Annotated in this window: 17 protein-coding genes and 2 tRNA genes; 13 read left to right on the top strand and 6 right to left on the bottom strand. The window is 48.4% G+C overall.

The features are described from left to right. Positions 1 to 272: 272 nt before the first annotated feature. Together AAKU64_RS14560 and AAKU64_RS14565 are read left to right on the top strand one after the other, a co-directional pair. Positions 273 to 348, top strand: a tRNA-Val gene (locus tag AAKU64_RS14560). Between the two features lie 36 nt (positions 349 to 384). Next, a tRNA-Asp gene (locus AAKU64_RS14565) sits at positions 385 to 461 on the top strand. Positions 462 to 683: 222 nt separating this feature from the next. Here the strand turns inward: AAKU64_RS14565 and AAKU64_RS14570 are convergent. Next, complete coding sequence (locus AAKU64_RS14570) at positions 684 to 1595, bottom strand: recombination-associated protein RdgC (RefSeq protein ID WP_354333529.1); 912 nt, start codon at positions 1593 to 1595, stop codon at positions 684 to 686. Between the two features lie 134 nt (positions 1596 to 1729). Here AAKU64_RS14570 and AAKU64_RS14575 point away from each other — a divergent pair, with 134 nt between their 5' ends. The 7 genes from AAKU64_RS14575 (at position 1730) to AAKU64_RS14605 (ending at position 11211) form a co-directional block, all read left to right on the top strand. After that, positions 1730 to 2293 carry a DUF6622 family protein gene (locus AAKU64_RS14575; RefSeq protein ID WP_354333527.1) on the top strand — a complete coding sequence of 188 codons (564 nt, stop codon included), beginning with the start codon at positions 1730 to 1732 and terminating at the stop codon, positions 2291 to 2293. Between the two features lie 685 nt (positions 2294 to 2978). After that, positions 2979 to 4691 carry an arginine--tRNA ligase gene (argS, locus tag AAKU64_RS14580; RefSeq protein WP_354333525.1) on the top strand — a complete coding sequence of 571 codons (1713 nt, stop codon included), beginning with the start codon at positions 2979 to 2981 and terminating at the stop codon, positions 4689 to 4691. A 171-nt stretch (positions 4692 to 4862) separates the two neighbouring features. Next, positions 4863 to 5531, top strand: a complete 669-nt coding sequence (locus AAKU64_RS14585; RefSeq protein ID WP_354333524.1) for an SPOR domain-containing protein — start codon at positions 4863 to 4865, stop codon at positions 5529 to 5531. A gap of 55 nt (positions 5532 to 5586) precedes the next feature. Next, a complete protein-coding gene (locus AAKU64_RS14590; RefSeq protein WP_354362339.1) occupies positions 5587 to 6354 on the top strand; it encodes a thiol:disulfide interchange protein DsbA/DsbL in 768 nt (255 codons plus the stop codon). 63 nt (positions 6355 to 6417) lie between these two features. Further along, positions 6418 to 7197: an SDR family oxidoreductase gene (locus AAKU64_RS14595; protein ID WP_354333521.1), complete on the top strand. Its 780-nt coding sequence runs from the start codon at positions 6418 to 6420 to the stop codon at positions 7195 to 7197. Between the two features lie 115 nt (positions 7198 to 7312). Continuing rightward, on the top strand, positions 7313 to 8119 hold the full coding sequence (locus AAKU64_RS14600; protein ID WP_354362340.1) for a helical backbone metal receptor: 807 nt from the start codon (positions 7313 to 7315) through the stop codon (positions 8117 to 8119). Between the two features lie 767 nt (positions 8120 to 8886). Next, positions 8887 to 11211, top strand: coding sequence for a TonB-dependent receptor (locus AAKU64_RS14605; protein ID WP_354333517.1), 2325 nt, complete (start codon positions 8887 to 8889; stop codon positions 11209 to 11211). 160 nt (positions 11212 to 11371) lie between these two features. On the opposite strand, the gene AAKU64_RS14610 is transcribed toward AAKU64_RS14605, so the two are convergent. The 5 genes from AAKU64_RS14610 to AAKU64_RS14630 all read right to left on the bottom strand — a co-directional run bounded on the left by AAKU64_RS14610 (position 11372) and on the right by AAKU64_RS14630 (position 16990). After that, positions 11372 to 11668 (bottom strand): hypothetical protein, encoded by a 297-nt coding sequence (locus tag AAKU64_RS14610; protein ID WP_354333515.1) that lies wholly within the window; start codon positions 11666 to 11668, stop codon positions 11372 to 11374. A gap of 71 nt (positions 11669 to 11739) precedes the next feature. Continuing rightward, a complete protein-coding gene (locus tag AAKU64_RS14615; RefSeq protein ID WP_354333513.1) occupies positions 11740 to 12144 on the bottom strand; it encodes a DUF3224 domain-containing protein in 405 nt (134 codons plus the stop codon). A 107-nt stretch (positions 12145 to 12251) separates the two neighbouring features. Continuing rightward, complete coding sequence (locus tag AAKU64_RS14620; RefSeq protein ID WP_354333511.1) at positions 12252 to 14393, bottom strand: PAS-domain containing protein; 2142 nt, start codon at positions 14391 to 14393, stop codon at positions 12252 to 12254. 390 nt (positions 14394 to 14783) lie between these two features. Continuing rightward, on the bottom strand, positions 14784 to 15695 hold the full coding sequence (locus AAKU64_RS14625; protein WP_354333509.1) for a DMT family transporter: 912 nt from the start codon (positions 15693 to 15695) through the stop codon (positions 14784 to 14786). A gap of 224 nt (positions 15696 to 15919) precedes the next feature. Then, positions 15920 to 16990 (bottom strand): MBL fold metallo-hydrolase, encoded by a 1071-nt coding sequence (locus AAKU64_RS14630; protein ID WP_354333507.1) that lies wholly within the window; start codon positions 16988 to 16990, stop codon positions 15920 to 15922. Positions 16991 to 17397: 407 nt separating this feature from the next. Here AAKU64_RS14630 and AAKU64_RS14635 point away from each other — a divergent pair, with 407 nt between their 5' ends. The 4 genes from AAKU64_RS14635 (at position 17398) to aceK (ending at position 22405) form a co-directional block, all read left to right on the top strand. After that, positions 17398 to 17796, top strand: a complete 399-nt coding sequence (locus AAKU64_RS14635; protein ID WP_354333505.1) for a MerR family transcriptional regulator — start codon at positions 17398 to 17400, stop codon at positions 17794 to 17796. 263 nt (positions 17797 to 18059) lie between these two features. After that, positions 18060 to 19244 (top strand): isovaleryl-CoA dehydrogenase, encoded by a 1185-nt coding sequence (locus AAKU64_RS14640; RefSeq protein WP_322120426.1) that lies wholly within the window; start codon positions 18060 to 18062, stop codon positions 19242 to 19244. A 281-nt stretch (positions 19245 to 19525) separates the two neighbouring features. Next, positions 19526 to 20494, top strand: coding sequence for a pyridoxal-phosphate dependent enzyme (locus AAKU64_RS14645; RefSeq protein WP_354333503.1), 969 nt, complete (start codon positions 19526 to 19528; stop codon positions 20492 to 20494). A 96-nt stretch (positions 20495 to 20590) separates the two neighbouring features. Continuing rightward, positions 20591 to 22405: a bifunctional isocitrate dehydrogenase kinase/phosphatase gene (gene aceK / locus AAKU64_RS14650; RefSeq protein WP_354333501.1), complete on the top strand. Its 1815-nt coding sequence runs from the start codon at positions 20591 to 20593 to the stop codon at positions 22403 to 22405. The last annotated feature ends 36 nt before the right edge of the window (positions 22406 to 22441 follow it).

The following is a 22441-nucleotide window of genomic DNA, read 5'->3' on the forward strand; positions in this document are numbered from 1 at the left end:
ATGATAGTGCTGCAACCAGTGTGAAAGTAGGTCATCGTCAGGCTTTTATTCCGCAAAGCCCTTAACTCCACAGAGTTAAGGGCTTTTGCCTTTTTTAACATATGCAATTAACTCATGAGTAGTAAGCTAGTACAGATAGAAATGACAGACGTTCCCAGTAAATAGTGGAAATTATGTGAAAAATATCTGGACAGCGGGATAGTAGAAGCAGTATAATTTTGCTTCTGTAGTCGTGGTGACAAACGATGAAGATTATCTGAATTAAGCAGATCGGGTGCTTAGCTCAGTTGGTAGAGCGGCGCCCTTACAAGGCGTAGGTCGGGAGTTCGAGCCTCTCAGCACCCACCATCAGATAAGCTTGTAGTACCAAGGTTAAGTAGTTTCGGAGTGGTAGTTCAGTTGGTTAGAATACCGGCCTGTCACGCCGGGGGTCGCGGGTTCGAGCCCCGTCCGCTCCGCCAGAACAAAAAAGACGAGCAAATTGCTCGTCTTTTTTTATGTTCGTATTTCTATTTCTGGTGAATGCTTCTCGTAGATAATTTCTATTTACCTGTACACATACCTCAGAATAAAAATATCGTATCCAGGCTATGTTTAGCGCACCAATATCTCCGAGTTATAGCTGATCGAGTCACTTTCATAACTAGTGAAATAATGGTGTGCTACTAGCGCTAACTTTAATCTTAAGCTGCTATCGCAGTTGAAATTTCTCCGCCAAGCGCGAATACCAAATCGTCCAGCATGCTAGCCAATTCGGCACTCATTAGCATGAAGTCGGCATCAAAACGCTCCTCATCATTGCTGGTACGTTTATCGGTATCTTCATCCAGAATATCCAGCGGTTTAATACGTTTAACCGCCAATGTCTCTGTCAGTACAAAAGAGATCCGGTCGTTCCAGGTTAATGCTAGCTTGGTGCACTGCTTACCCGCCGCAATATGCCGCTGTACATCATCTGCATCCAAAGTATGGCGAACATAACGGACGGTCGCCTTATCTTCGGTATGCGCTCTTAATTCTGTGTCCTGATCTATGGTGAAACCTTTTGGCGCTTCATTGCCGACTAGCCAATCTGTCATCGCGGCCGTAGGCGACATTGTTACACGCAAACTCTCTAACGGTAATTTGCTAGTGCATTTCAGTAGAAGTTTAATTACTTCGTCTGCCTTGTTTGGACTGGATGAATCAATCACCAGCCAACCGTGATCGGGATCAATCCATACCCAGCTTGTGCGCTTGATGCCGAAGGCGCGTGGTAACAATTCCTCCGTTACCCGCTCCTTCAAATCTTTCATTGCCTTGCGGCCTGGCGCAAATCCTTGCTGCTCTTCCAGTTCAATAGCGCGTGCTTTCGTCACCTGATTGATCACCGTGGAAGGTAATAATTTCTTTTCCGTCGCAAGCAGTAAGAACAATTGGCTACCAACGCTATGGACTAAAAGATCATTGTCGCGCGGAGATGCCCAACCTTCGCTTTGCATGTCGCCTGAAGCGCATTGCGAAAATGCTTGTTTTGCAAGTTGCGCATTCAGTTCCTCTACATCTATTTGCAAAGGACTAGGAAGACGAAAAATCTGTAAGTTCTTAAACCACATAAATAATCTCAGCTAGTAAAACAATCCATTTTACACGTTAGGTCAGGTGCATTCACACCATTCCCGAAGTGTTTCACGACATCTGGTGTTCGCTGGTCGCAAATGATTCGGCACGCAGAATATGAAATGTCACCATGCAGCATCACTACATCACTGGGAGAAATAAAATGTTAAGTCAAATCATCACACATACGCCACTCTGGGTCTGGGCAATTCTGGGATTTTTAATCTATCGAGGTGGTATTGCCAGCAAAGACCGGGTTGTTAGCTTGAAGTCAATTTGCATTATTCCTGTCGTGATGCTTGGCTTGTCGCTGCAAGGGATGCTGAGCAACTTTGGTATCAGCCCCCTTGCGATAATGAGCTGGGGCCTCAGCTATATTTTGGTCACCGCGTTGACATGGAAATTAGCCAAAAGCAACAAAGTCATCGTCATGCGAGCTGAATCAAAAGTTCATCTGGCAGGAAGTTGGGTGCCCTTAACATTGATGATGGCGATTTTCATGATCAAATATTGCGTGAATGTGATGTTGGCGATAGATACGCACTGGAAAACAGAATCTCTGTTTGTCATAATTGTTTGTGTACTGTTTGGCATCTTAAACGGTGTGTTTATGGGCAAGATGCTGGCTATTGTTCAGCGTTATAAAGAAGAAAATGCTCCTACAGCCCAGCTATCTGCAAAATCCCTGGCTTAAACCCAGATTTTCCATTGGAACAGCGACAAGTGTGCCTTTGGCGGACTGACTGGCTAGACGCGACGACGACGCAAGCTGCATCTTGCTAGGAGGAGCAACAACGCCAGGCAGTTCGCCAAAGGTGCAATTGTCGCTGTAGCGTTCCCACTCAAATCGCGGTGGTGCTATTCCTCTGAAGACCGCACGCCGCCTACGTTTTTTGCGAAGTGGTAGCGGTCTAATGGAAAATCTGGGTTAAAAATAAGGTGGCGACCGTCAGGCTTGTAGTGCGCGATCTGACTGAAGCCACCGTCAGGCAAGAATGCAAATAACGTGCAGGAAAATAATATACTCCCCCCATATTTTTTGAAATATGCTTCAGTGTGCAATGATTATATGGACGTTTAAATATACTATATGGAGTATATTTAAACGTCTTTTTCATGCTGCACTAATTATGTAGCTAGTTTCCAGTCCAAATCAGGTACAGTCTTCTCAGGCAATCGAGGATCAATCAGACACCAATCAGGACTTACGCAAAACTGTCCTGACTAATCAGACCTCAATCAACGGGTATCTGCTAGCTCTTCACCAGCTCGTCCAACGCCAATACGGACTTTGAGTGTGCAAGACAGTATAATGTTTGCTATCTCTTTACATACACACCTACCTATACCTCAGCCTTAACGCGAGGTGCGCGCACACTATGCTAGCTCAACAAAAACAAGAAATTTCCAAACTATTCCAACTCGCTGTTCAGCCTTTGTTGGTTGGCAGCGATTTAACGCCAAATATCGTATTGGAACGCCCGCGCGACGCTTCGCACGGCGACATCGCTTGCAATATCGCAATGCAAATTGCAAAACCGCTCAAAAAAAATCCACGTGAACTGGCGCAGGCCATTGTTGCCGCAATCATGGCGCAATCCAGTAGCTTGATCGCCGCTGCCGAAATCGCTGGTCCGGGCTTTATCAATATTCGTCTGACAGACGCCGCTAAGCAAGCCATCGTCAAAACGGTATTAGAGCAAACCGCAGATTTTGGTAAAAGTGACCAAGGCGCAGGTAAGAAAGTCATCATCGAATTTGTCTCTGCCAATCCAACCGGACCTTTGCATGTCGGTCATGGACGCCAAGGTGCGTTGGGTGACGCGATGTCCGCCTTATTTGAGGCACAAGGCTATGATGTCACGCGCGAGTTTTATTACAACGATGCCGGCGTACAAATTGCAAACCTCGCTTTGTCCGTGCAAGCACGCGCCAAAGGCTTCAAGCCAGGTGAAGCAGGTTGGCCAGAGTCAGCTTATAACGGCGACTATATTGCTGAGATCGCACTCGACTTTTTAGCTAAAAAGACCGTTTCTGCAAGCGATGGCGCACCTGTTACTGCCACTGGCAATGTCGACGATATCGATTCTATCCGCCAGTTCAGCGTGACCTACCTGCGTAACGAACAGGATATGGATTTGCTCGCATTTGGCGTGAAGTTTAATAACTACTACTTAGAAACCTCCCTATATAAAGATGGGAAAGTAGAAGCCGCAGTAGAAGCCCTAATCAAAGCTGGCAAAACCTACGAACTCGATGGCGCCTTATGGTTGCGCAGCACAGAATACGGCGACGACAAAGACCGCGTCATGAAGAAGTCTGACGGGACTTATACTTATTTTGTCCCTGACGTTGCTTACCACATCGTCAAATGGCAACGTGGTTTCCAGAAGGCGATCAACATTATGGGCAGCGACCATCACGGCACCATTGCTCGCGTGCGCGGCGGTTTGCAAGCTGCCAATGTGGGCGTACCGTTAGGCTATCCTGACTATGTGCTGCATAAAATGGTCACCGTCATGAAGGACGGTGCCGAGGTCAAAATCTCTAAGCGCGCAGGCTCCTATGTCACGGTGCGTGATCTGATTGATTGGTCCGGTAATGGCGATGTCGTTAAAGGTAGGGATGCAGTGCGCTTCTTCCTGATTTCGCGCAAGGCCGATACCGAATTCGTGTTCGATGTTGACGTCGCCTTAGCGCGTTCAGACGAAAATCCTGTGTATTACGTGCAATACGCCCATGCCCGGATTTGCTCCGTGCTGGCGCAATACAGCAGCGATGAAGACTTGCTGGCGAAGTTAAAAGACGTCGATCTGTCTCCGCTTACTGCCGTACGCGAGGCAGCTTTGTTAGCCAAACTGGCAGAATATCCAGAAGCCTTGCAAAAAGCGCTGGACGAGCTGGGGCCACATCAAATCGCTTTCTATTTGCGCGATTTGGCAGGCGAGCTGCATAGCTATTACAATGCCGAACGGGTTTTGGTCGATGATGAAGCGACCAAAATGGCACGTCTGGCTTTGATGCTGGCAACCCGCCAGGTCTTGCGTAACGGACTCGCCTTGATTGGCGTATCGGCGCCGAATAAAATGTAGAGAGCTTAGGCGAATTACTTTAGCGACAGCGCATTTTGATCAATATCTATCAATATTGATCAATGCACTACGCTGAAATAATATATGTCTATGTGTGAATTTAAGTCTAAACATAAGTACCAATCTAAGTGTCAATATAAAGTCATTTAAGACCTATCAAATCGGAGACGCATGAAATCGCTTTCTTATCATCGCTATCAAACTATTAAAACCGTCCGTCAGCATGGCGGTACCTTGCTTGGACTGATCGTCGGTTTAGTCATCGGTTTGGCAATCGCCGTCGCTGTCGCATTATTGATTACCAAATCTTCCACGCCTTTTACCAATAAAGGCGCCAAGCCCGCAGATGCGCCTTTGACGCAAACACAAGATCCGAATAAACCTCTATACGGTAACAAAGACGCCGTCAAAGATGCCGCTAAAGACGTTGCAAAACCTGCTGATGCCAAGACGTCGGAAGTCGTTGCCAATCCTGCTGCCACGGTAACAGCTCCGGTTAAAGCGCCTGACGCAAAGGTAGACACCAAGCCTGCAGTCGCAGCGCAAGAAAAAACTGAAGCCAAACCGACTGATGCCACTAAAGCTGGCGATGCTGTCGATGAGAAGTTTGTTTATTATTTGCAAGCAGGTGCATTCCGCGATCAGGCTGATGCAGAGAGTGCCCGCGCCAAGCTGGCGTTGATCGGTTTTGAGGCTCGTGTCAGCGAAAAGCCCTCGGATAATGGTACGCTGTATCGAGTTCGGATTGGTCCATTTAATCAGATCGAAACAATGAACCGAATGCGCGCAAAGTTGTCTGAAAATAGTGTGGATGTCGCAGTGGTCCGTACCGCTAAGTAGTTCTGAGTCAGTTGCAATAGCAAGACATATTCTTGAATACTATAAAGGAAAAGTGATGCGTTCAATCCGTCAAATGACACAAAAAATGTTGTTAGTAATTGGGTTTGGTTTGGGCTTAGGTTTTGTCGCTGCGACCGCTAGCGCAAGCCCAACAATGCCGCAAAATGGTGTTGAATATACGGTGTTAGATCGTCCGCAGCCAGCCGAAGGCGGAAAGAAAGTAGAAGTCATTGAATTCTTTGGCTACTTCTGCCCGCATTGCAATGCTTTAGAGCCAGTGATCGCCGCATGGGTAAAAAAGCAAGGTGACAATATTGTCTTTAAACGTATCCATGTCAACTTTCACGACTTGGTCACGCAGCAAAAACTGTATTACACCTTAGAAGCCATGGGTAAAACAGAAGAATTCCATGCCAAGGCGTTTGCCGCACTCCACATTGAGCGTAACCGCTTGCAAAGCGATGCCGATATTATGGAATTTGTGACGAAATCGGGTCTGGATAAACAAAAATTTATGGACGTTTATAACTCGTTCGCAGTGCAAAGCAAAGTCAATCGCTCAGCACAGATGCAAGATGCTTACCGTATCGATAGCGTGCCAATGTTTGCAGTCGATGGTCGTTATATGACTGACCCTGCAATGGCAGCGAAGGGCTTGGGACGTGTGACTGAAGATGCACAAAATGTCGCCGGTATTCAAGTTCTGGATTTCTTGTTTAATAAAATCTTGAAGGACAAAAATGCACCTGCTGCGGCAGCACCGGCAGCAAGTAAAGTAACACCAGCAGCACCAGCGGCAAAAGACGCTGCAAAAAAGAAATAATTTCCCGATTTGGGTAGGTAATAATTTAAGGAAGTCCGTCAGTCAATGACGGACTTTTTTTATATGCAAACAGTATTTATCACAGGCGCATCTTCCGGTATCGGTGCAGCACTGGCTCGTAGTTTTGCTGAGCAAGGCGCGGTGCTTGGTTTGGTCGCACGCCGTCAGGACGTATTGGAACAATTACGACAAAGCTTGCCCAACGCAGACAAGCATCAAATTTACCCTTTAGATGTTACCGATCACGCCGCGCTGGCCAAGGCTGCTGCGGATTTTATCCAGGCGGTCGGTCAAGTGAATGTCGTGATTGCCAATGCGGGTATTTCTGTCGGAACTTTGACTGAGCATGCCGAAGATATTCCTGTCTTTGCTCGCGTCATAGAGACCAATCTAATTGCGACCGTCGCCACCTTCGCGCCGTTTATCGCGTCGATGCAAGGCTACGCCAAACAGCAAGATTGCCGTCTGGTCGGTATCGGCAGTGTCGCCGGCATACGTGGCTTGCCGGGGGCTGAAGCCTACAGCGCCTCCAAGGCGGCGGTGATCAGTTATTGCGAGTCGTTGCGCGTCGAGTTGCGCTCAAGCAGCATCAAAGTGGTGACCATTGCACCCGGTTATATTGATACCCCGATGACACGTGACAACCCTTATCCTATGCCGTTTTTAATGCCGGTTGAGGCCTTTGCCAAGTCAGCCGTTGCTGCGATTGATCGTGGTGATTCTTATCGGATTATCCCTTGGCAAATGGGCGTAGTTGCCAAGCTAATGCGCGTGCTTCCAAACTGGCTTTATGATCGTGTTTTTGCCAAAGCACGCAGAAAACCGCGTGCAAATGAATCCTGATGACATCTTTGTAGAATTTCAATGAAATATACTCCTAATAAGTATATTTCAATAGTCCGTAATATCATTGGACGTTAAGTAGTTTTTTGTAAAATAACGGGGGAGTATAGTAAATATGCCGCTAATTGACGCTATGGGTCAGGCCCATCTCCCCGCTGATGCCAATCCGCGCATCGTTAGTCTGGTGCCGTCAATTACCGAATTGCTGTGCGATCTGAGGCTGGCTTCCTGGCTGGTCGGTCGTACAGGTTTTTGTATTCATCCGGCAGATATTGTCAAAACCATCCCCAAAATCGGTGGCACTAAAGATGTCAATATCGAGAAAATCCGTCGCCTTGCGCCTACCCATCTCATCGTCAACATCGATGAAAACCAAAAGCCCACCGTCGATCAACTTGCCGCATTTATTCCACATATCGTCGTCACCCATCCCATCACACCGCGTGACAATCTTGTCCTGTATCGTTTGCTTGGCGATATTTTTCAGGTCGCACCCGCCGCTGAAAAACTCTGCACTGAGTTTGAAAAAAACTACGCTCAGCTCGACACCAAGCCTGACACTAAGCTAGCACCGTTGACGCAAACCGCACGGCCACAAACCATGCTGTATTGCATCTGGAAAGACCCGTGGATGACGGTGTCCAACGACACTTATATTGCCAATATGTTGTCTCTGATCGGCTGGAGAACCTGGCAGCATCCACAGTCCACCGAGCGCTATCCCCGGTTTGAGTGGAGCGATCAAGTAGCCAGCGAGATTGACGGCGTTTTGCTCTCGACCGAACCCTATCGGTTTACAGAAATCCATGTTGACGCTTTAGAGCAGCAAATCGGCAAACCGGTGCAGCTGGTAGATGGCGAAATGCTGTCTTGGTACGGCAGCCGCGCGATTGCTGGGTTGGCATATTTAAGGTCGCTTTAACATGGCAAAGCATTTCGCGCGCAGCTGAGTTTTATGTATAAATTGGTTTATAAGATTGCTTCAGACATCTTATTTTTACATCCTGCAAACTCCATTTTTACTGAATTACCTCTATTTACCTATTTGCGTAAGAGCGATGTAAGTGCATGCCCGCACTCTCTTAAGGCGGAACTTGTCTTGCCCGAGAAAAGCGCCTCGTCATACAAATAAATAAAAATGAAAAGACAGCGCGCATTTTTTCTCGCCTAGTTCGCTTTCTGGGTAAATCTCAGATTCAAAATTTATGTCTGAGTTAAATATACACCAGGTAGGTATATTTCAGTTGTCCATATAATTATTGGTCAACAAGGTAGTTTTAGATAAATTTAATGGGAGTATATAAATATCCGATTGTTTTGTAGGCTACAAAAATGGAATAAACAATGACATTGAGGATTTTTGTTTGCGCAGAGTTTCGCCACGTATTTATTGACTAAAGCATTTGTTTTTTGCTCCATGGTGAAGCATTTTTGATCGATATTCGATGTATACCATTAATACCACACTGCCAGCCGGCTTCCTTTTCCGCCTCCGTACTTCATGCTACCTTTGAGTCAGCTATACAACTTAAGCAATTCCTGCAAGATAAAGATGGCTTGAAGATGGCTAGGTTTGCCGGACAAGCAACATTCCAGTTTCGATTTCAATTTTCAATCTTTCTTTTTAAATTTAATCACTAGCTCAGCAAAAGCTACACTCAACCAGACTTTTAGATAAGGCCTTACAACATGCACTCATACAACGGCAAACTAGCTTGCCTTGCGGCGGCGATTTCCTCCATTTTTGCAAGTTCTGCTTATGCTCAAACAACGACGGATACCACAACTGGCGCGGCAAAACGTACCGAGCAAATTGATACCGTCACCGTAACCGCCCAAAAGCGTAAAGAAGATGCTAGCAAAGTACCGCTGAGTATTTCTGTCATTCGCGGCGATGATATCGTCGGGCAGCATATTACCGACATCGGCGACGTCACCCGCGCGATTCCTAACGTCTCTTTCTCTGGTGCCAGCGGTTCCGGTGCCGGTCTGAACAATATTGAAATCCGTGGCGTCAGCTCCGCCGCAGGTTCTGCTACCGTTGGCGTGTATATGGACGACGTGTCGATGACGACGCGCAATCTCTACAGCTTGGGTAGCGCCGAACCAAAACTGTTTGATCTGGATCGCATCGAAGTGTTGCGCGGCCCGCAAGGCACCTTATACGGTGCCAGCTCCATGGGTGGCACGCTCAAGTTCATCACCAATCAGCCTAACTTTAACGAGCGCGAGACCAATGTGTATAGCGAGGTCTCGTCTACCAAAGGTGGCGGCACCAATTACACGGTCAACGGCGTATTCAATCTGCCATTGATTAAAGACGAGCTGGCATTGCGCATTGGCTTGCAAAAAGGACGCAACAGCGGCTATGTTGATCAGGTTTCTCCTACCGATGGCAAAGTAGTTGCCTCCGGTATTAATTCGGAAGAAAGTTCGGTTGCCAAAATCGCTTTAAAGTGGTCGCCGACCAAGAATTTGACGATTACGCCAGCGATCTTTTACCAAGAAGTGAAAACCGCCGACATCGACGCTTTCTACACTTCCTTGCCTGGTAATCAAACCAATAAAATCGTCAGAGAACCTGGTACCGACAAGTTGACTGTACCTAGCCTGACCATCAATTACGACATGGGTTTTGCTGATCTGGTATCGGTATCGAGCCTGTTCCAACGTAATTTTGATCGTACGCAAGACGGCACCAGCGTCAACAGTAGCTACATCGGTGGATTGATCAATGCTATACCAAGCGCACCGGCCGGCCTGGGTGACACAGTTGCGGGTCTGCCATCGGCGGTGTATCTGAACAACGAAGTTCGTCAGTTTTCGCAAGAAATCCGGCTTACCTCTAAGCCTTACGACCCTGCGGCGTCGCCGATCACCTGGATTGGTGGTTTGTTCTACTCCAATCTGAAAACTAATGTGGTTGATAACGAACCTGTGTTTGGCATTAACAAAGCATTTGCTAGCGCTGGCGCTGATCCTGCTGATCCTAATCTGCTAGGTTCTACTTTCCCAGGTGATAACTCCTATTTCAGCGCACGTCATTACCGTACAGAGCAAGCTGCCTTGTTTGGTGAGGTCAATTACTACTTCAGTCCAACCCTGCATGCTACCGTCGGTGCTCGCTATTTACGTGCTACAGATTCCTTATCGCGTGATGGCGACTTCTTCTTTGCCGGCGGACCTGCGCACTCGGATGCCAGTTCCAACTTCAAGGCGACTACCCCTAAATTTGCGATTACATGGCAAGTCGATCCTAACAATAATTTGTATGCCAGTGCCAGCCAGGGCTTCCGTTTGGGTGGACAAAACCGCGCAATTCCAGTCTCGGTTTGTGCTGCAGACTTTAAAAACCTGAACTTAACTTCAGCACCAACCTCATTTGATCCAGACAAATTATGGAGCTATGAAGTCGGTAGCAAATCGCGTTTGATGGGCAACCGTTTATCCGTCAATTTGGCCGCGTTCTACATCGACTGGAATAAGCTACAACAAGACGTGTCCTTGCCAGGTTGCGGTTTCGACTTTGAGACCAACGTCGGCAAAGCAAAAAGCTATGGCTTTGAATTTGAAGTTAAAGCTAAGCCAAGTTCCAACGTCCTGATCGGCTTCTCCGGCGGTTACACTGATGCCAAGTTGTCCAGCGACATTCCATCTATCGGCGCAGTCTCTGGCGATGCCATCCAAGGCGTACCTAAATACAATGCCAGCCTGACTGGTCAATACAACTTTGATCTTGCCAATGATACTTATGGTTTCGCTCGTGCAGCCGTACATTGGGTCGGTAGTAGCCACGGTAGTCTGGTACACACCGATCCTGACTATGATCGCCCTGCTTACAGCACCGTAGATGCCAGCGTTGGCGCAACTTGGGGTACATGGGAGCTGTCCTTGTTTGCAAAAAATCTGTTGAACAACGACAAAGTAATTCAACGTCCTAATGTCCAGTTTGTCAGCGAAGGTTACCGCGTTCGTCCGTTGACTGTAGGCTTAAGCTTGTCTGCAAAAATGTAATTGATGACGAAATAAAAAAGGGAGCGAAAGCTCCCTTTTTTTTGCACCATTGCCAGATCAAACTTCGATTGCGGCTAAATATCAGACCTATTAAAACGAACTATTAAAACCAAATTACATGAGCAAATCACAAAAACATCTTGCGTGTATTAATGCTGTCTCAACGCAATAGCCCCGACACACCACGATAAAGCAGGAATACGCCAAGCATAAAACCGGCTGCAATAATGATCCAGAAGCTGATCGGGCTGTTATCACGATTAATGATGGAAAACTTACCAATCACCCATCCGTTCTGAATGCCAAATATCGACAAGCCTATGGGCAGCCAAGCACCAAACAGTGCGCCGAGTGGCTCCCGCAAGGCATGATATCTGGTGCTGTGTTCAATCCATAACATCAACATCATCATGCAGATGGCATACACCACGAATAGCTTAATTTGATTTTTAGGCATGAAGGGGAAATGTCGATTTTTGGAGCACGCAGCAACATTGCGAATAACGATAGCAATAGCTGTCGATACGATTAATCTTCCTGAGCAAAGTCGTAATCAAAATCGTAGGCATGTTTTCCATCGGCGATATTAATCATCAGCTTGCCGGTCAATCCCCGTAATTCCCCCGTGCCGGAATCTGGTACAACGGTTACTAATAACTGCGGTGCGCCACGATTCATGATGCCGTTGTGCTGGAGCGCAAAACTGCCGCTGCGGCCATGCAGCGATCCGGTGACATATTCTATGGCGACATACGCAGCCGATCCTTTTACCTCAGTACCGATACTCAGCATTTCGCCTTGGCTTGTACCGACTAAATCGCCCTGAAACTGTTTATCAATTGAGCGCCTACCCATCATTGCGACGGCCTCGCCGTGGTGTAATGTCAGTGCCGATAAAGTGACTTCAAATGTGCCTGTTGCTTTGCTGGTCATGATGTTCCTTGGTAGCTGATTTCTGTATTGATGTAAAAATAGATTCAAAAATAGATTCTTATATTGACTTGCTTATTGACTCCGACATGAATTTTCAGAAGTCCCCTTTACTCTTTGCCATGCCTAGTTTCTTCCGTCGGTGCGACCAGCGGCAAATGCAAAATAAAGCATGCACCTTGGCCGTAATGACTTTCTACACTGATTTTTCCGCCCAGCAGCGAGGTCACGATGTTGTACACAATGTTCAGGCCAAGTCCGCTGCCGCCACGCCCTAATTTGGTGGTGAAAAAAGGGTCAAAGATGCGCGACAAATCCTCGTCCGGTATGCCAATCCCGTTATCTTGAAAGCGGATTTCCAGCGTCTCATGGTCAAGTCGTTTTGCGGATAAATGCATGGTGCCGCTCTCTGGATTTGTAAATTGCTCAAAGCCATGCAGGATGGCATTGTCGATCAAATTGCTGATGACTTGTTCTAGCGGACCTGGATAACTATCCATCTCGATATCGTCAGCAATATCCAATTGCATTTGTATGCCTGCTTGCTGGATTTTGATGATTACCGTTGCAAGGATATCTTGACTGATTTTTTTCAGATTAAAAGGCCGCCGCTTAGAACTCGCCTGATCTACTGCAACTTGTTTAAAACTCCTGATTAATTCTGCTGCGCTACTTAAGCCGCGCTCTAGCAGCGCCGAGGCTTGCTCGGCTTCTTGCAGATAATTGATCAGCAAAGAGCGTTTAATCTGGCCTTGTTCTAATAGGGCGGTAAATTCTGTTGTGCGTTCTTTGAGCGTGCTAGAAATCAGCAAGCTATTGCCAATCGGTGTGTTCAGCTCATGCGCCACGCCAGCCACTAGCGAACCCAGTGCGGCTAATTTTTCGCTGCGGATTAAATCGTTTAAAGCGATGCGTAATTCGCTCGTGCGATCAGCGACATTTTGCTCTAACAAGGCATTGGCTTTAGACAACGCCAGCTCGGCGGCTTTGAGGTTGGTGATGTCGGTGTAAGTGGTAATAAATCCACTTAGTTTTTGACCCGGGTTGCGATCTGTGTTGCCATCGCTTTTATTTTCACTTTTATCCTCATGAATATCGATATTGATGTCTTCATAAATCGGATTACCCTGCACCAGATGCGTATGCCCGTTAGGGCGGGCTCGCTCAAATTGATGGGCTTCAAAGCGCATCGCTAAGGCCAGCCGTTGCTGGATTAAATCGTCGATATTGCCATCGCCATATTCGCCACGCTCGGCCATGATGCGCAACAAATCCGCAAAATGGACACCACGATAAATGTTGGCCGGGTCGTAATCGAGGATGTCTAAAAATCCCTGATTCCAGGTTTGCAGTCGCAAGTCCTGGTCAAACACGCTGATACCTTGCGGCATATTGCTTAATATCGTTTGTAGCAGCAGCGACTGGCGCTTATATTCAGATTGGATGCTGCGCTTGGCGGTGATGTCGACACAGGTAGTGACAAAGCCGCCGCTACTGATCGGCGCGCTACGTACCTCAAGAATACTGCCGTCCTTGCGTGTGCGCTCATAGCTAAATGGTGTTTTTCGTTCAAGCAGACCTAAAATATACTCAAATCGCTGAGTGTCGTTGGTGCCGAATTCGCTAAATTCACCGCGCGCAATATTGAAGCGAAGAATCTCTTGAATATGCGGCATTCCTTGTTCAATCAGTGCTGGCGGCAGATCGAGTATGTTGACCATGGTCTGGTTCCATGCCACCAGATAACCGCTCTCATCCATCAAGCTGACGCCACCCGGAAAATTATCCAGCAAAATTTGTAGCTGCCGGCTTCTGCGCAAGGACTCTTGCTCGGTGCGTTGACGTTCTGTCAGATCGCGTACGACGATAATGATTCTGATGACGTCGCCGTCAATCAAGCGACTGATACACAATTCGGTAGGGAATAAAGTGCCGTCTAATTTGCGGGCGATCCACTCAAAGCGTTGGGGATAACCTTCAACCGCCAGCCGCACATAATATTCGGCAGCGCTGGGGGAATCTCTGCCATCAGCCTGGTAGGGCGCTGAGAAATCAACCGGTGATTTAAACATCAATTGCGCCCGGGTCGCGCCATACAGACGTTCGGCACTGGGATTGCAATCCACTAGTTGGTTATTTTCCATTACGATCAAACCGTCTAGCGATTGCTCCACCATCGCATGGTAGATCGCCTCTTTAGAAACGGTGGCGGCGCCAAACATGTGCGCGCCAAAACTGTAGTCGGGCGTCATCGTGGAACACGCAATTGTTCAGCAACAGCATACTGACTTAGCCAAACGGAATGGTGCGGGCGCTGTTGCATACGATCCCCTATGTTTGTTTTTTGCGTCAGCTTGCTTGTGGCTACGTTTGATCTCAGCGAAAGCGAAGTCTTAGCGCTTAGAATAGTACAAAATGACAACAAAAAATAGAGCGATTTTTTAAATCGCGTGCGTGATATTTGGAGATACAGAGCAGATAAAAAATATACCCGCCATGAGTATATTTAGATTGTCTATGTATTAACTGGACAATTGGCTGTTTTTATGAAAAATAATGGGGAGTATCTTGGCCGTGCCGGAAACGAGCGAGCAAAAAGGGTATAAAAATCTGTGCTAGTTTTGCATCATTTGGTCACCGATTTATTTATTGGTCAGCGACACGCCTGCAATCACCAGCAAACCGCCAATCACCATCGATGCCAGAACCGGCTCGCCCAGCAAGAGCGCACTCAGGCTGATGCCAAATACCGGTACCAGATTATTAAATACGGCGGTGCGTGCCGGGCCTATGGTTTTTACGCCTTCGTAATACCAGACAAAACCAACCACCGTACCGATCGCACCGAGATACACGATCGCCGCCACAGCGGGCCAGGTAAAGTGTTGCCAGTTGACGTCGCGGATTTCAAACAGCGCGCCACATGCCAGCAACAACAAGCCCCACAGCGCCGCGTAAGCGGTAGCGGCAATCGGGCTTAAACCTTTGAGCGCATGGCGACCGATGATGGTGTATGCCGCCCAGGCGCAAACGCCGGTGAACATAAATAATTCGCCCGCACCGACAGATTGCGCAATGTCATGCCAGGCACCTGCCAGATCGCCGCGGGTGATCACGATGGCAGCACCGACAAACGCAATGGCAATCCCCAGCCATTTTCTAAAGCCCAGACGCTCACCAAAAAACGCTGCCAGCGCGAGCGCCGTGATGATTGGGTTGAGCGCCACAAACAAGGCGGTGCGGCCAGCGGGCATGCGCTCCAGAGCGGAGAAAAAGCAAATGTTATATAAAAAAATCCCAGTCGCACCGAGTGCAAAAGTCGCATGCATTTGCTGTCGTGTCAGTTTGGGCAAGCCGCCTTCCAAACGCCACGCCATCAGCAGCAACAAACTGCTGGCAACCAAAAACCGCCCGGTCGCTACAATCAGATGCGGGATTTGTTGCACCACCACTTTGCCAGCGATAAAAGTGCCGCCCCAGAACAAGGCGACGAAGACGAGTTTGATATAAGTGCTATAGGTGCTGACGGGCGCTGGATGCGTGGTGTTAGGCATGAGTAGATGAGGATGTGAAGGATGATAAGTTGGGTCGTGCTGAGTTGCTCACCAAGGTAGCAAAAGGTCTTAATGCCGCATGAGGTTCGCCGCCAGATGATTCGCTAAACTTCCGCTTGATTATTTAAAATTAGGGGAGTATCGGTTTAATTTGTCGTATTGTCCAAATAAAATATGGACAATACGACTTTAATGTAGCTTACTCCCTCTTAGTATGCATTTGGCTATACAGTGACAAATCGCATAATTCCGTCAGCACCCAAGTTACGGCGCAGTACGCCATCGAACCAAAGCTTGTGCAAATGCGCCAGCGCTTCACCCAAGGCGAACGTCAGTTGATGCGCATCCAAGGCGCGTGGAAACATGATCGGCACGATATCTGCTGCAGATTTTTCGGTCGCACAGGCCGCGACGACTTCCGCCAGACGATCGCGGTGATGATCATTCAGTTGCTGGATGCGGGTATGCAAACCGCGAAAAGGTTTGCCATGTGACGGGAGTATCAACACGTCTTCCGGCAAAGATGCGTATTTCGCCAGCGAATCCAGATATTGCTGCACAGGATTGGCTTCCGGCTCAATCGCAAACACCGACACATTGGTCGAGATACGCGGCAACACCATGTCGCCGGAGATCAGCAGATTCAGCGCTGCGCAGTACAACGAAGCATGCTCTGGTGAATGGCCGAAGCCGGTAATGATCTGCCAGTCATGTCCGCCGATGCGCACGTCGCGACCTTCTTGCATGCGCCGATATGCCGTCGGCACGCTTGGTACCAGCGTGGTGTAATAACTTTTACGCTCGGCAATCTGCTCCTGCATCTCCGACACCATACCGTGTTTTTTAAAATGCGGAAACATCGCGCTGCCATCGGCTCCCGGCAAACTGGCCGACATCATGCGGGCAAATGCGTACTCGCCTGCCGTCATCCACAACGGTGCTTGCCAGCGCTGGCATAACCAATCCGCCAGACCAATATGATCGGGATGACAATGCGTTGCCAGCACCCGCACAATCGGCAGACCGCGCAGGCCGAGCGCAGGATCACTGAATAAGGCTTCCCATGCATCGCGCGTCGGCTCGCTGGAGATGCCGCAGTCAATCGCGGTCCAGCCATGTATTACGCCATGCTCGCCCTCGTAATCATCTTCAATCAACCACAAATTGATATGGTTCAGCGCAAACGGTAAGCCCATCCTGATCCACAACACGCCCGGCGCGATGACGATAGTTTTGCCCAAGTCAGGCAAGGTCTCGCCTAGGGGATAATCGAGTTGCAGTTCAAGAGGATTCATAGCGGCTTTCTGGTCTCGTGATGTGATTTCTTGTTGGGTTCGTTTTGCATCTGATTGAAGGTCAGTCGGCGAGCATTAGGGCATTCTGGGAAATCCTATTTTTCGGCACACATGCGCCAAGGAATATCCTACAATGCGATTTCAGGCAGTTTGACGCTTACGTAAACGTAAATGCCAAGCGTAAATACCGAGCGTAAATGCAAGCTGAATGCAAACGTTCATATGCAGCTTACTTGCAACAATTACTTGCAACAATTACTTGCAACAATTATTTGCCTGCAATATCAGCGTGCAATACCAACGTACGACCGCAGTTTGCAAACAGTGCCTGCGATTGTAGCCAGAAAACCGCTTTCCTGTTTTGTCCGATGTTTTGTCTACTATTCCGATTTCCCGACTTGATCAACATGGCCACCTACACAATTACCGACCTCGCACGAGAATTTGACATTACCCCGCGGGCGATTCGTTTTTACGAAGATCAGGGTCTGATCAGCCCCACGCGGGATGGTCCCAGCGGGCGCAACCGCGTTTATACCGCCCGCGAAAGAACACATCTCAAACTGACCTTGCGCGGCAAACGCCTCGGTCTGAGCTTGTCTGACATCAAGAGTCTGGTCGATATGTATGGCTCACCCAAGGACACAGCGCCGCAGTTACAAAGCTTTTTAAGTGTATTAGCGCGCCATCGTGCTGCCTTGGAGCAACAGCGGGAAGATATTGAAGTCATGCTGGCAGAAATCAGCGCGCACGAAGAAGAGAGCCATCGCTTGTTGACGCTGGCATCGCAAACGGAGGATAAGTAAATAGGACTTACGAAAAAATGCCCCAACTGCGTTACAGCGACTCGCCGTACTTAAAGTACTGTCTTCGTCGCTACGCCTTGCTGGGACAATTTTGCGTAAGTCCTGGTAAAACTACCAGTTTGCATTTTAGAAATATGATTGACGTTTACGTAAACGTCAATTTGAAGTATGATTTTTGGCTGCATTTCCATCGAGTTTGTATAGAATTTCGCTGCGATAATCATTATCTGGTAACACATTCAACATAAAAAAGTGAGGACGACATGCTGCATCTCCCAGGTTTAACGTTTGATCATGGCGAAGACATCGCCGCCTTGCGTGAAGCAATCCAGCAATTTGCGGAGGCAGAAATAGCACCGCGCGCGGCCGAGATTGACCGCAGTGACCAGTTCCCCATGGATTTGTGGCGCAAGCTCGGCGATTTAGGCGTGCATGGCATGACCGTTTCAGAAGAATACGGCGGCGCCAATATGGGTTATCTGGCGCACATCATCGCGATGGAAGAAATTTCCCGCGCCTCTGCTTCCGTCGGCTTGTCTTACGGCGCGCATTCCAATCTGTGTATCAACCAGATCAATCGCAACGGATCGCCTGAGCAAAAAGCCAAATACCTGCCAAAGCTGATTTCTGGTGAGCATATTGGTGCATTGGCCATGTCCGAGCCTAACGCAGGATCAGACGTCGTCAGCATGAAATTGCGCGCTGATTTTAAAGGCGATCGCTGGGTGTTGAATGGTACCAAAATGTGGATTACGAATGGCCCCGATGCGGATACGCTGGTGGTGTATGCGAAGAATGATCTGGAGGCGGGTCCACGCGGCATGACCGCTTTCCTGATCGAAAAAGGTTTTAAAGGTTTTAGCATCGCGCAAAAACTCGACAAACTCGGCATGCGCGGCTCCCACACGGGTGAGTTGGTATTCCAAGATTGCGAAGTGCCAGCAGAAAACGTTCTTGGCGGTCTGGGCAAAGGTGTGAACGTATTGATGTCAGGTCTGGATTTTGAACGCGCCGTATTGTCCGGTGGTCCGCTCGGAATCATGCAAGCCTGTATGGATGCCGTTGTGCCTTACGTCCATGACCGCAAACAATTCGGTCAGCCTATCGGCGAATTCCAGTTAATGCAGGGCAAACTGGCAGATATGTATTCCACCATGATGGCTTGCAAAGCCTATGTGTATGCCGTTGGTCAGGCCTGCGATCGTGCCAAAACACCAGAGGCCGTGCGTGCGATGCGCAAAGATGCCGCTGGCGCGATTTTGTACTCCGCAGAAAAAGCCACCTGGATGGCGGGCGAAGCGATTCAGACTCTGGGCGGCAACGGTTACATCAATGAATACCCAGTCGGACGTTTGTGGCGTGATGCAAAGCTGTATGAAATCGGCGCAGGCACCAGCGAAATCCGTCGTATGCTGATCGGTCGTGAGTTGTTTGCAGAGACGAAGTAAGGGATTATCCGTCCTTGAAATAAGGAGGGGAGGCCGATGTGCGCTGGCAAGATGGATGGGGTATTTGTACCGGTTTTGCTAGTGTGCTGATATTGAATTAAAAGATACTCCCAGTAGGTATATTTAAGTTGTCAATAGAATTATTGGACAATAAGGCATATTTATAAAATATATTGGGGGAGTATATTAAAATATGTCGATACTTATGCAGAATCAACTTTTTACGTTAGCGCAATAATCCGATCTTTTCTCATGCTTCAATCATTCGCCAACCAGCTTCGATGAATAGCTCACTTGCCATGTTAACTACTTTGCCAGCTACTCTACACATCCAGACACCATTGCTACAGCATCGCAAGTTGTCGGCGCAGTTACGTAAAGCAGTCTGGCTGAAGATGGAAAACACGCAGCCTTCAGGCTCATTCAAGCTGCGCGGGATTGGTCTGATGTGCCAGCGCGCGGTCGCCAATGGCGCGACGCACCTGGTTTGTCCCTCGGGTGGCAATGCCGGATTTGCCGCTGCAGTAGCGGGCGCCGCCCTGGCAGTACGCACCACCATCGTCGTCCCACACTCGACGCCAGAGAATGTGCGTGAGGCAATTCGCGCGATCGGTGCGGGATTGATTATAGAAGGCACGCAATGGGACGAGGCAAATCAACTCGCGCTTAAGCTGTGCCAGGACCCGAATGCAGTGTATATCCCGCCGTTTGATCACCCTGATATTTGGGATGGCAATGCCACGCTCATTGATGAAGTGGTGCAGGCAGGACATGATTTTGATGCGGTGATTTGCTCGGTCGGCGGTGGCGGTTTACTCAGCGGGATTGTGCAGGGTTTGCAACGCAATGGCTTAGCGAATATTCCGGTGATTGCAGTAGAAACTGAGGGCGCCGCATCGTTACATGCAGCAGTGCAGGCGGATGAGCTGGTGACCTTGCCTGCGATTACCTCTATTGCCAGCACGTTGGGTGCGCGACGGGTAGCGCAGCAGGCTTTTGATCATACTCAAACCCATCAGATCCATGCGGTCACTGTCAGCGACGCACAGGCGATACAGGCGTGCCTGAGTTTTGCTGACGATATGCGTACTTTGGTGGAGCCTGCTTGTGGTGCTGCTTTGGCCGTGGCGTATCAAGAGCTTGCGATCTTGGCGCAATATCAGCGACCCTTGATCGTCGTCTGCGGCGGTATGGGGGTAGACTTGGCGAACCTGATCAAACTGCAGTCTAGTTTGCAGCCAAGTTTGTAACCCAGAGCGAATATGAAACTTTTGAATTCTGCCGCCGCCGTTAAAGCTAAATCCGAAGCTAAATCCGTAGCAAAATTGCCCCGACACTAAGACACTATGCCCCAAGTCGCCTTCCCTAAATTGTTGTCCTCTCAGATCGCGTTCGATATTGCGCGCACGATCATGGATGGCTTCGACAAACATTACCGTTTGTTCCGCGCCTCCAGCCAGACTGCAAAAAGTGATTTTGAAACCGGGAACTGGAAGGCCGCACAAAATGCGGCACGCGAACGTATCGGTTACTACGATAAGCGCGTAAAAGAATGTGTGCAAAGTTTAGAGGACGAGTACGAGCAAGAGGACCTGACAGATCAGGTCTGGCGCGAAGTGAAGCTACATTACATGGGATTGCTGATTGACCATTTGCAGCCGGAACTGGCAGAGACATTTTTTAATACCGTCTGCACCAAGATACTGCACCGAAATTACTTTCACAATGATTTTATTTTTGTGCGTCCGGCAGTCTCTACCGAATATATCGAGAACAAAGATACGCCACCAACTTATCGCGTATATTATCCCGCCAAAGATGGCTTGCATTACACGCTCAAACGCATCATCACCAACTTCCAGCTCAAAGCGAGTTTTGCGGATTTGGACAGGGACGTAGAGTTCGTCGCCGAGCGTTTAAAATTGCTGCTAGAAAGCGATAAATTAGAGCCAAATCACCAGATACAGGTACTGGCGAATTTGTTCTTCCGCAATAAGGGTGCATACATCGTCGGCAAACGGATTAACGGGAACAAAGAGTCACCTTTTATCATTCCGATTCTGCACAATCGTAAGGGTGAATTGGTGCTTGATACCATCCTGTTTGACACAATACAGATCACGATTTTGTTCTCGTTCACCCGCGCTTATTTCATGGTGGACATGCTGGTGCCATCGGCCTATGTGCAGTTCATCCGCAGCATTTTGCCCAAGAAGCCGCGCAGTGAAATTTACACAATTCTGGGTTTACAAAAGCATGGCAAAAACTTGTTCTACCGTGACTTTTTGCATCACCTCAAATACTCGTCAGACCGCATCGAAGCCGCACCGGGTATCCGTGGTCTGGTGATGCTGGTATTTGCTCTGCCATCGTTTCCGTATGTGTTCAAGCTGATAAAAGATAGCTTCCCGCCGCCGAAAGAAACCACTAAGGCGCTGATCAAAGAAAAATACCAACTGGTCAAAAATCATGACCGTGTTGGCCGTATGGCAGATACGCTGGAATACTCGGACGTTGCCTTTCCACGAGCCCGTTTTTCTGAAGAGTTGCTGGCGGAGATTAAGCAATATGCGCCCTCGATTGTAGAAGAAGATGATGATGAAATTATTATCAAACATCTGTACATCGAAAGACGGATGGTGCCCTTAAATATCTTCTTGGGAGAAGCAGAGAAAAGCGGCGATGATGCGGCCATTGAGCACGGTATTTTTGAATACGGTAATGCCATTAAAGAGCTGGTCGCGGCAAATATTTTCCCTGGCGATATGCTGTATAAAAACTTTGGCGTGACGCGCCATAGCCGTGTCGTGTTCTATGATTATGATGAGATTGAATACGTCAGCGATTGCAATTTTCGCGTGATTCCGCAAGCGCGCAATGAAGAGGATGAGATGGCGTCGGAGCCGTGGTATCCAGTCGCAAAAAATGATGTCTTCCCAGAACAGTTCGGCCCGTTCTTATTGGGCAACCCCAAGGTGCGGCAGTATTTTATGAAGCATCATGCCGATTTACTGACGGCAGATTACTGGCAAACGCGCAAGCTACGCATTATGGCGGGCAAGGTGGATGATGTTTTCCCTTATCCGCAAGAAGTACGCTTCAGCCATCAAACTCAACTGCATCAGTTAAATGAGTTGAAAACACAGAGTTCGCAAAAATAATTCACAAAAGTTCGCCTCATCTTTACAAACAATTTT

The organism is Undibacterium sp. GrIS 1.8, assembly GCF_040544445.1.
Taxonomy (GTDB): domain Bacteria; phylum Pseudomonadota; class Gammaproteobacteria; order Burkholderiales; family Burkholderiaceae_D; genus Undibacterium.

What these genes read in the sequence shown, in the direction of transcription:
- AAKU64_RS14570 (WP_354333529.1), bottom strand. Translation starts at nt 1,595, where the DNA reads ATGTGGTTTAAGAACTTACAGATTTTTCGTCTTCCTAGTCCTTTGCAA.
- AAKU64_RS14575 (WP_354333527.1), top strand. Translation starts at nt 1,730, where the DNA reads ATGCAGCATCACTACATCACTGGGAGAAATAAAATGTTAAGTCAAATC.
- argS (WP_354333525.1), top strand. Translation starts at nt 2,979, where the DNA reads ATGCTAGCTCAACAAAAACAAGAAATTTCCAAACTATTCCAACTCGCT.
- AAKU64_RS14585 (WP_354333524.1), top strand. Translation starts at nt 4,863, where the DNA reads ATGAAATCGCTTTCTTATCATCGCTATCAAACTATTAAAACCGTCCGT.
- AAKU64_RS14590 (WP_354362339.1), top strand. Translation starts at nt 5,587, where the DNA reads ATGCGTTCAATCCGTCAAATGACACAAAAAATGTTGTTAGTAATTGGG.
- AAKU64_RS14595 (WP_354333521.1), top strand. Translation starts at nt 6,418, where the DNA reads ATGCAAACAGTATTTATCACAGGCGCATCTTCCGGTATCGGTGCAGCA.
- AAKU64_RS14600 (WP_354362340.1), top strand. Translation starts at nt 7,313, where the DNA reads ATGCCGCTAATTGACGCTATGGGTCAGGCCCATCTCCCCGCTGATGCC.
- AAKU64_RS14605 (WP_354333517.1), top strand. Translation starts at nt 8,887, where the DNA reads ATGCACTCATACAACGGCAAACTAGCTTGCCTTGCGGCGGCGATTTCC.
- AAKU64_RS14610 (WP_354333515.1), bottom strand. Translation starts at nt 11,668, where the DNA reads ATGCCTAAAAATCAAATTAAGCTATTCGTGGTGTATGCCATCTGCATG.
- AAKU64_RS14615 (WP_354333513.1), bottom strand. Translation starts at nt 12,144, where the DNA reads ATGACCAGCAAAGCAACAGGCACATTTGAAGTCACTTTATCGGCACTG.
- AAKU64_RS14620 (WP_354333511.1), bottom strand. Translation starts at nt 14,393, where the DNA reads ATGACGCCCGACTACAGTTTTGGCGCGCACATGTTTGGCGCCGCCACC.
- AAKU64_RS14625 (WP_354333509.1), bottom strand. Translation starts at nt 15,695, where the DNA reads ATGCCTAACACCACGCATCCAGCGCCCGTCAGCACCTATAGCACTTAT.
- AAKU64_RS14630 (WP_354333507.1), bottom strand. Translation starts at nt 16,990, where the DNA reads ATGAATCCTCTTGAACTGCAACTCGATTATCCCCTAGGCGAGACCTTG.
- AAKU64_RS14635 (WP_354333505.1), top strand. Translation starts at nt 17,398, where the DNA reads ATGGCCACCTACACAATTACCGACCTCGCACGAGAATTTGACATTACC.
- AAKU64_RS14640 (WP_322120426.1), top strand. Translation starts at nt 18,060, where the DNA reads ATGCTGCATCTCCCAGGTTTAACGTTTGATCATGGCGAAGACATCGCC.
- AAKU64_RS14645 (WP_354333503.1), top strand. Translation starts at nt 19,526, where the DNA reads ATGAATAGCTCACTTGCCATGTTAACTACTTTGCCAGCTACTCTACAC.
- aceK (WP_354333501.1), top strand. Translation starts at nt 20,591, where the DNA reads ATGCCCCAAGTCGCCTTCCCTAAATTGTTGTCCTCTCAGATCGCGTTC.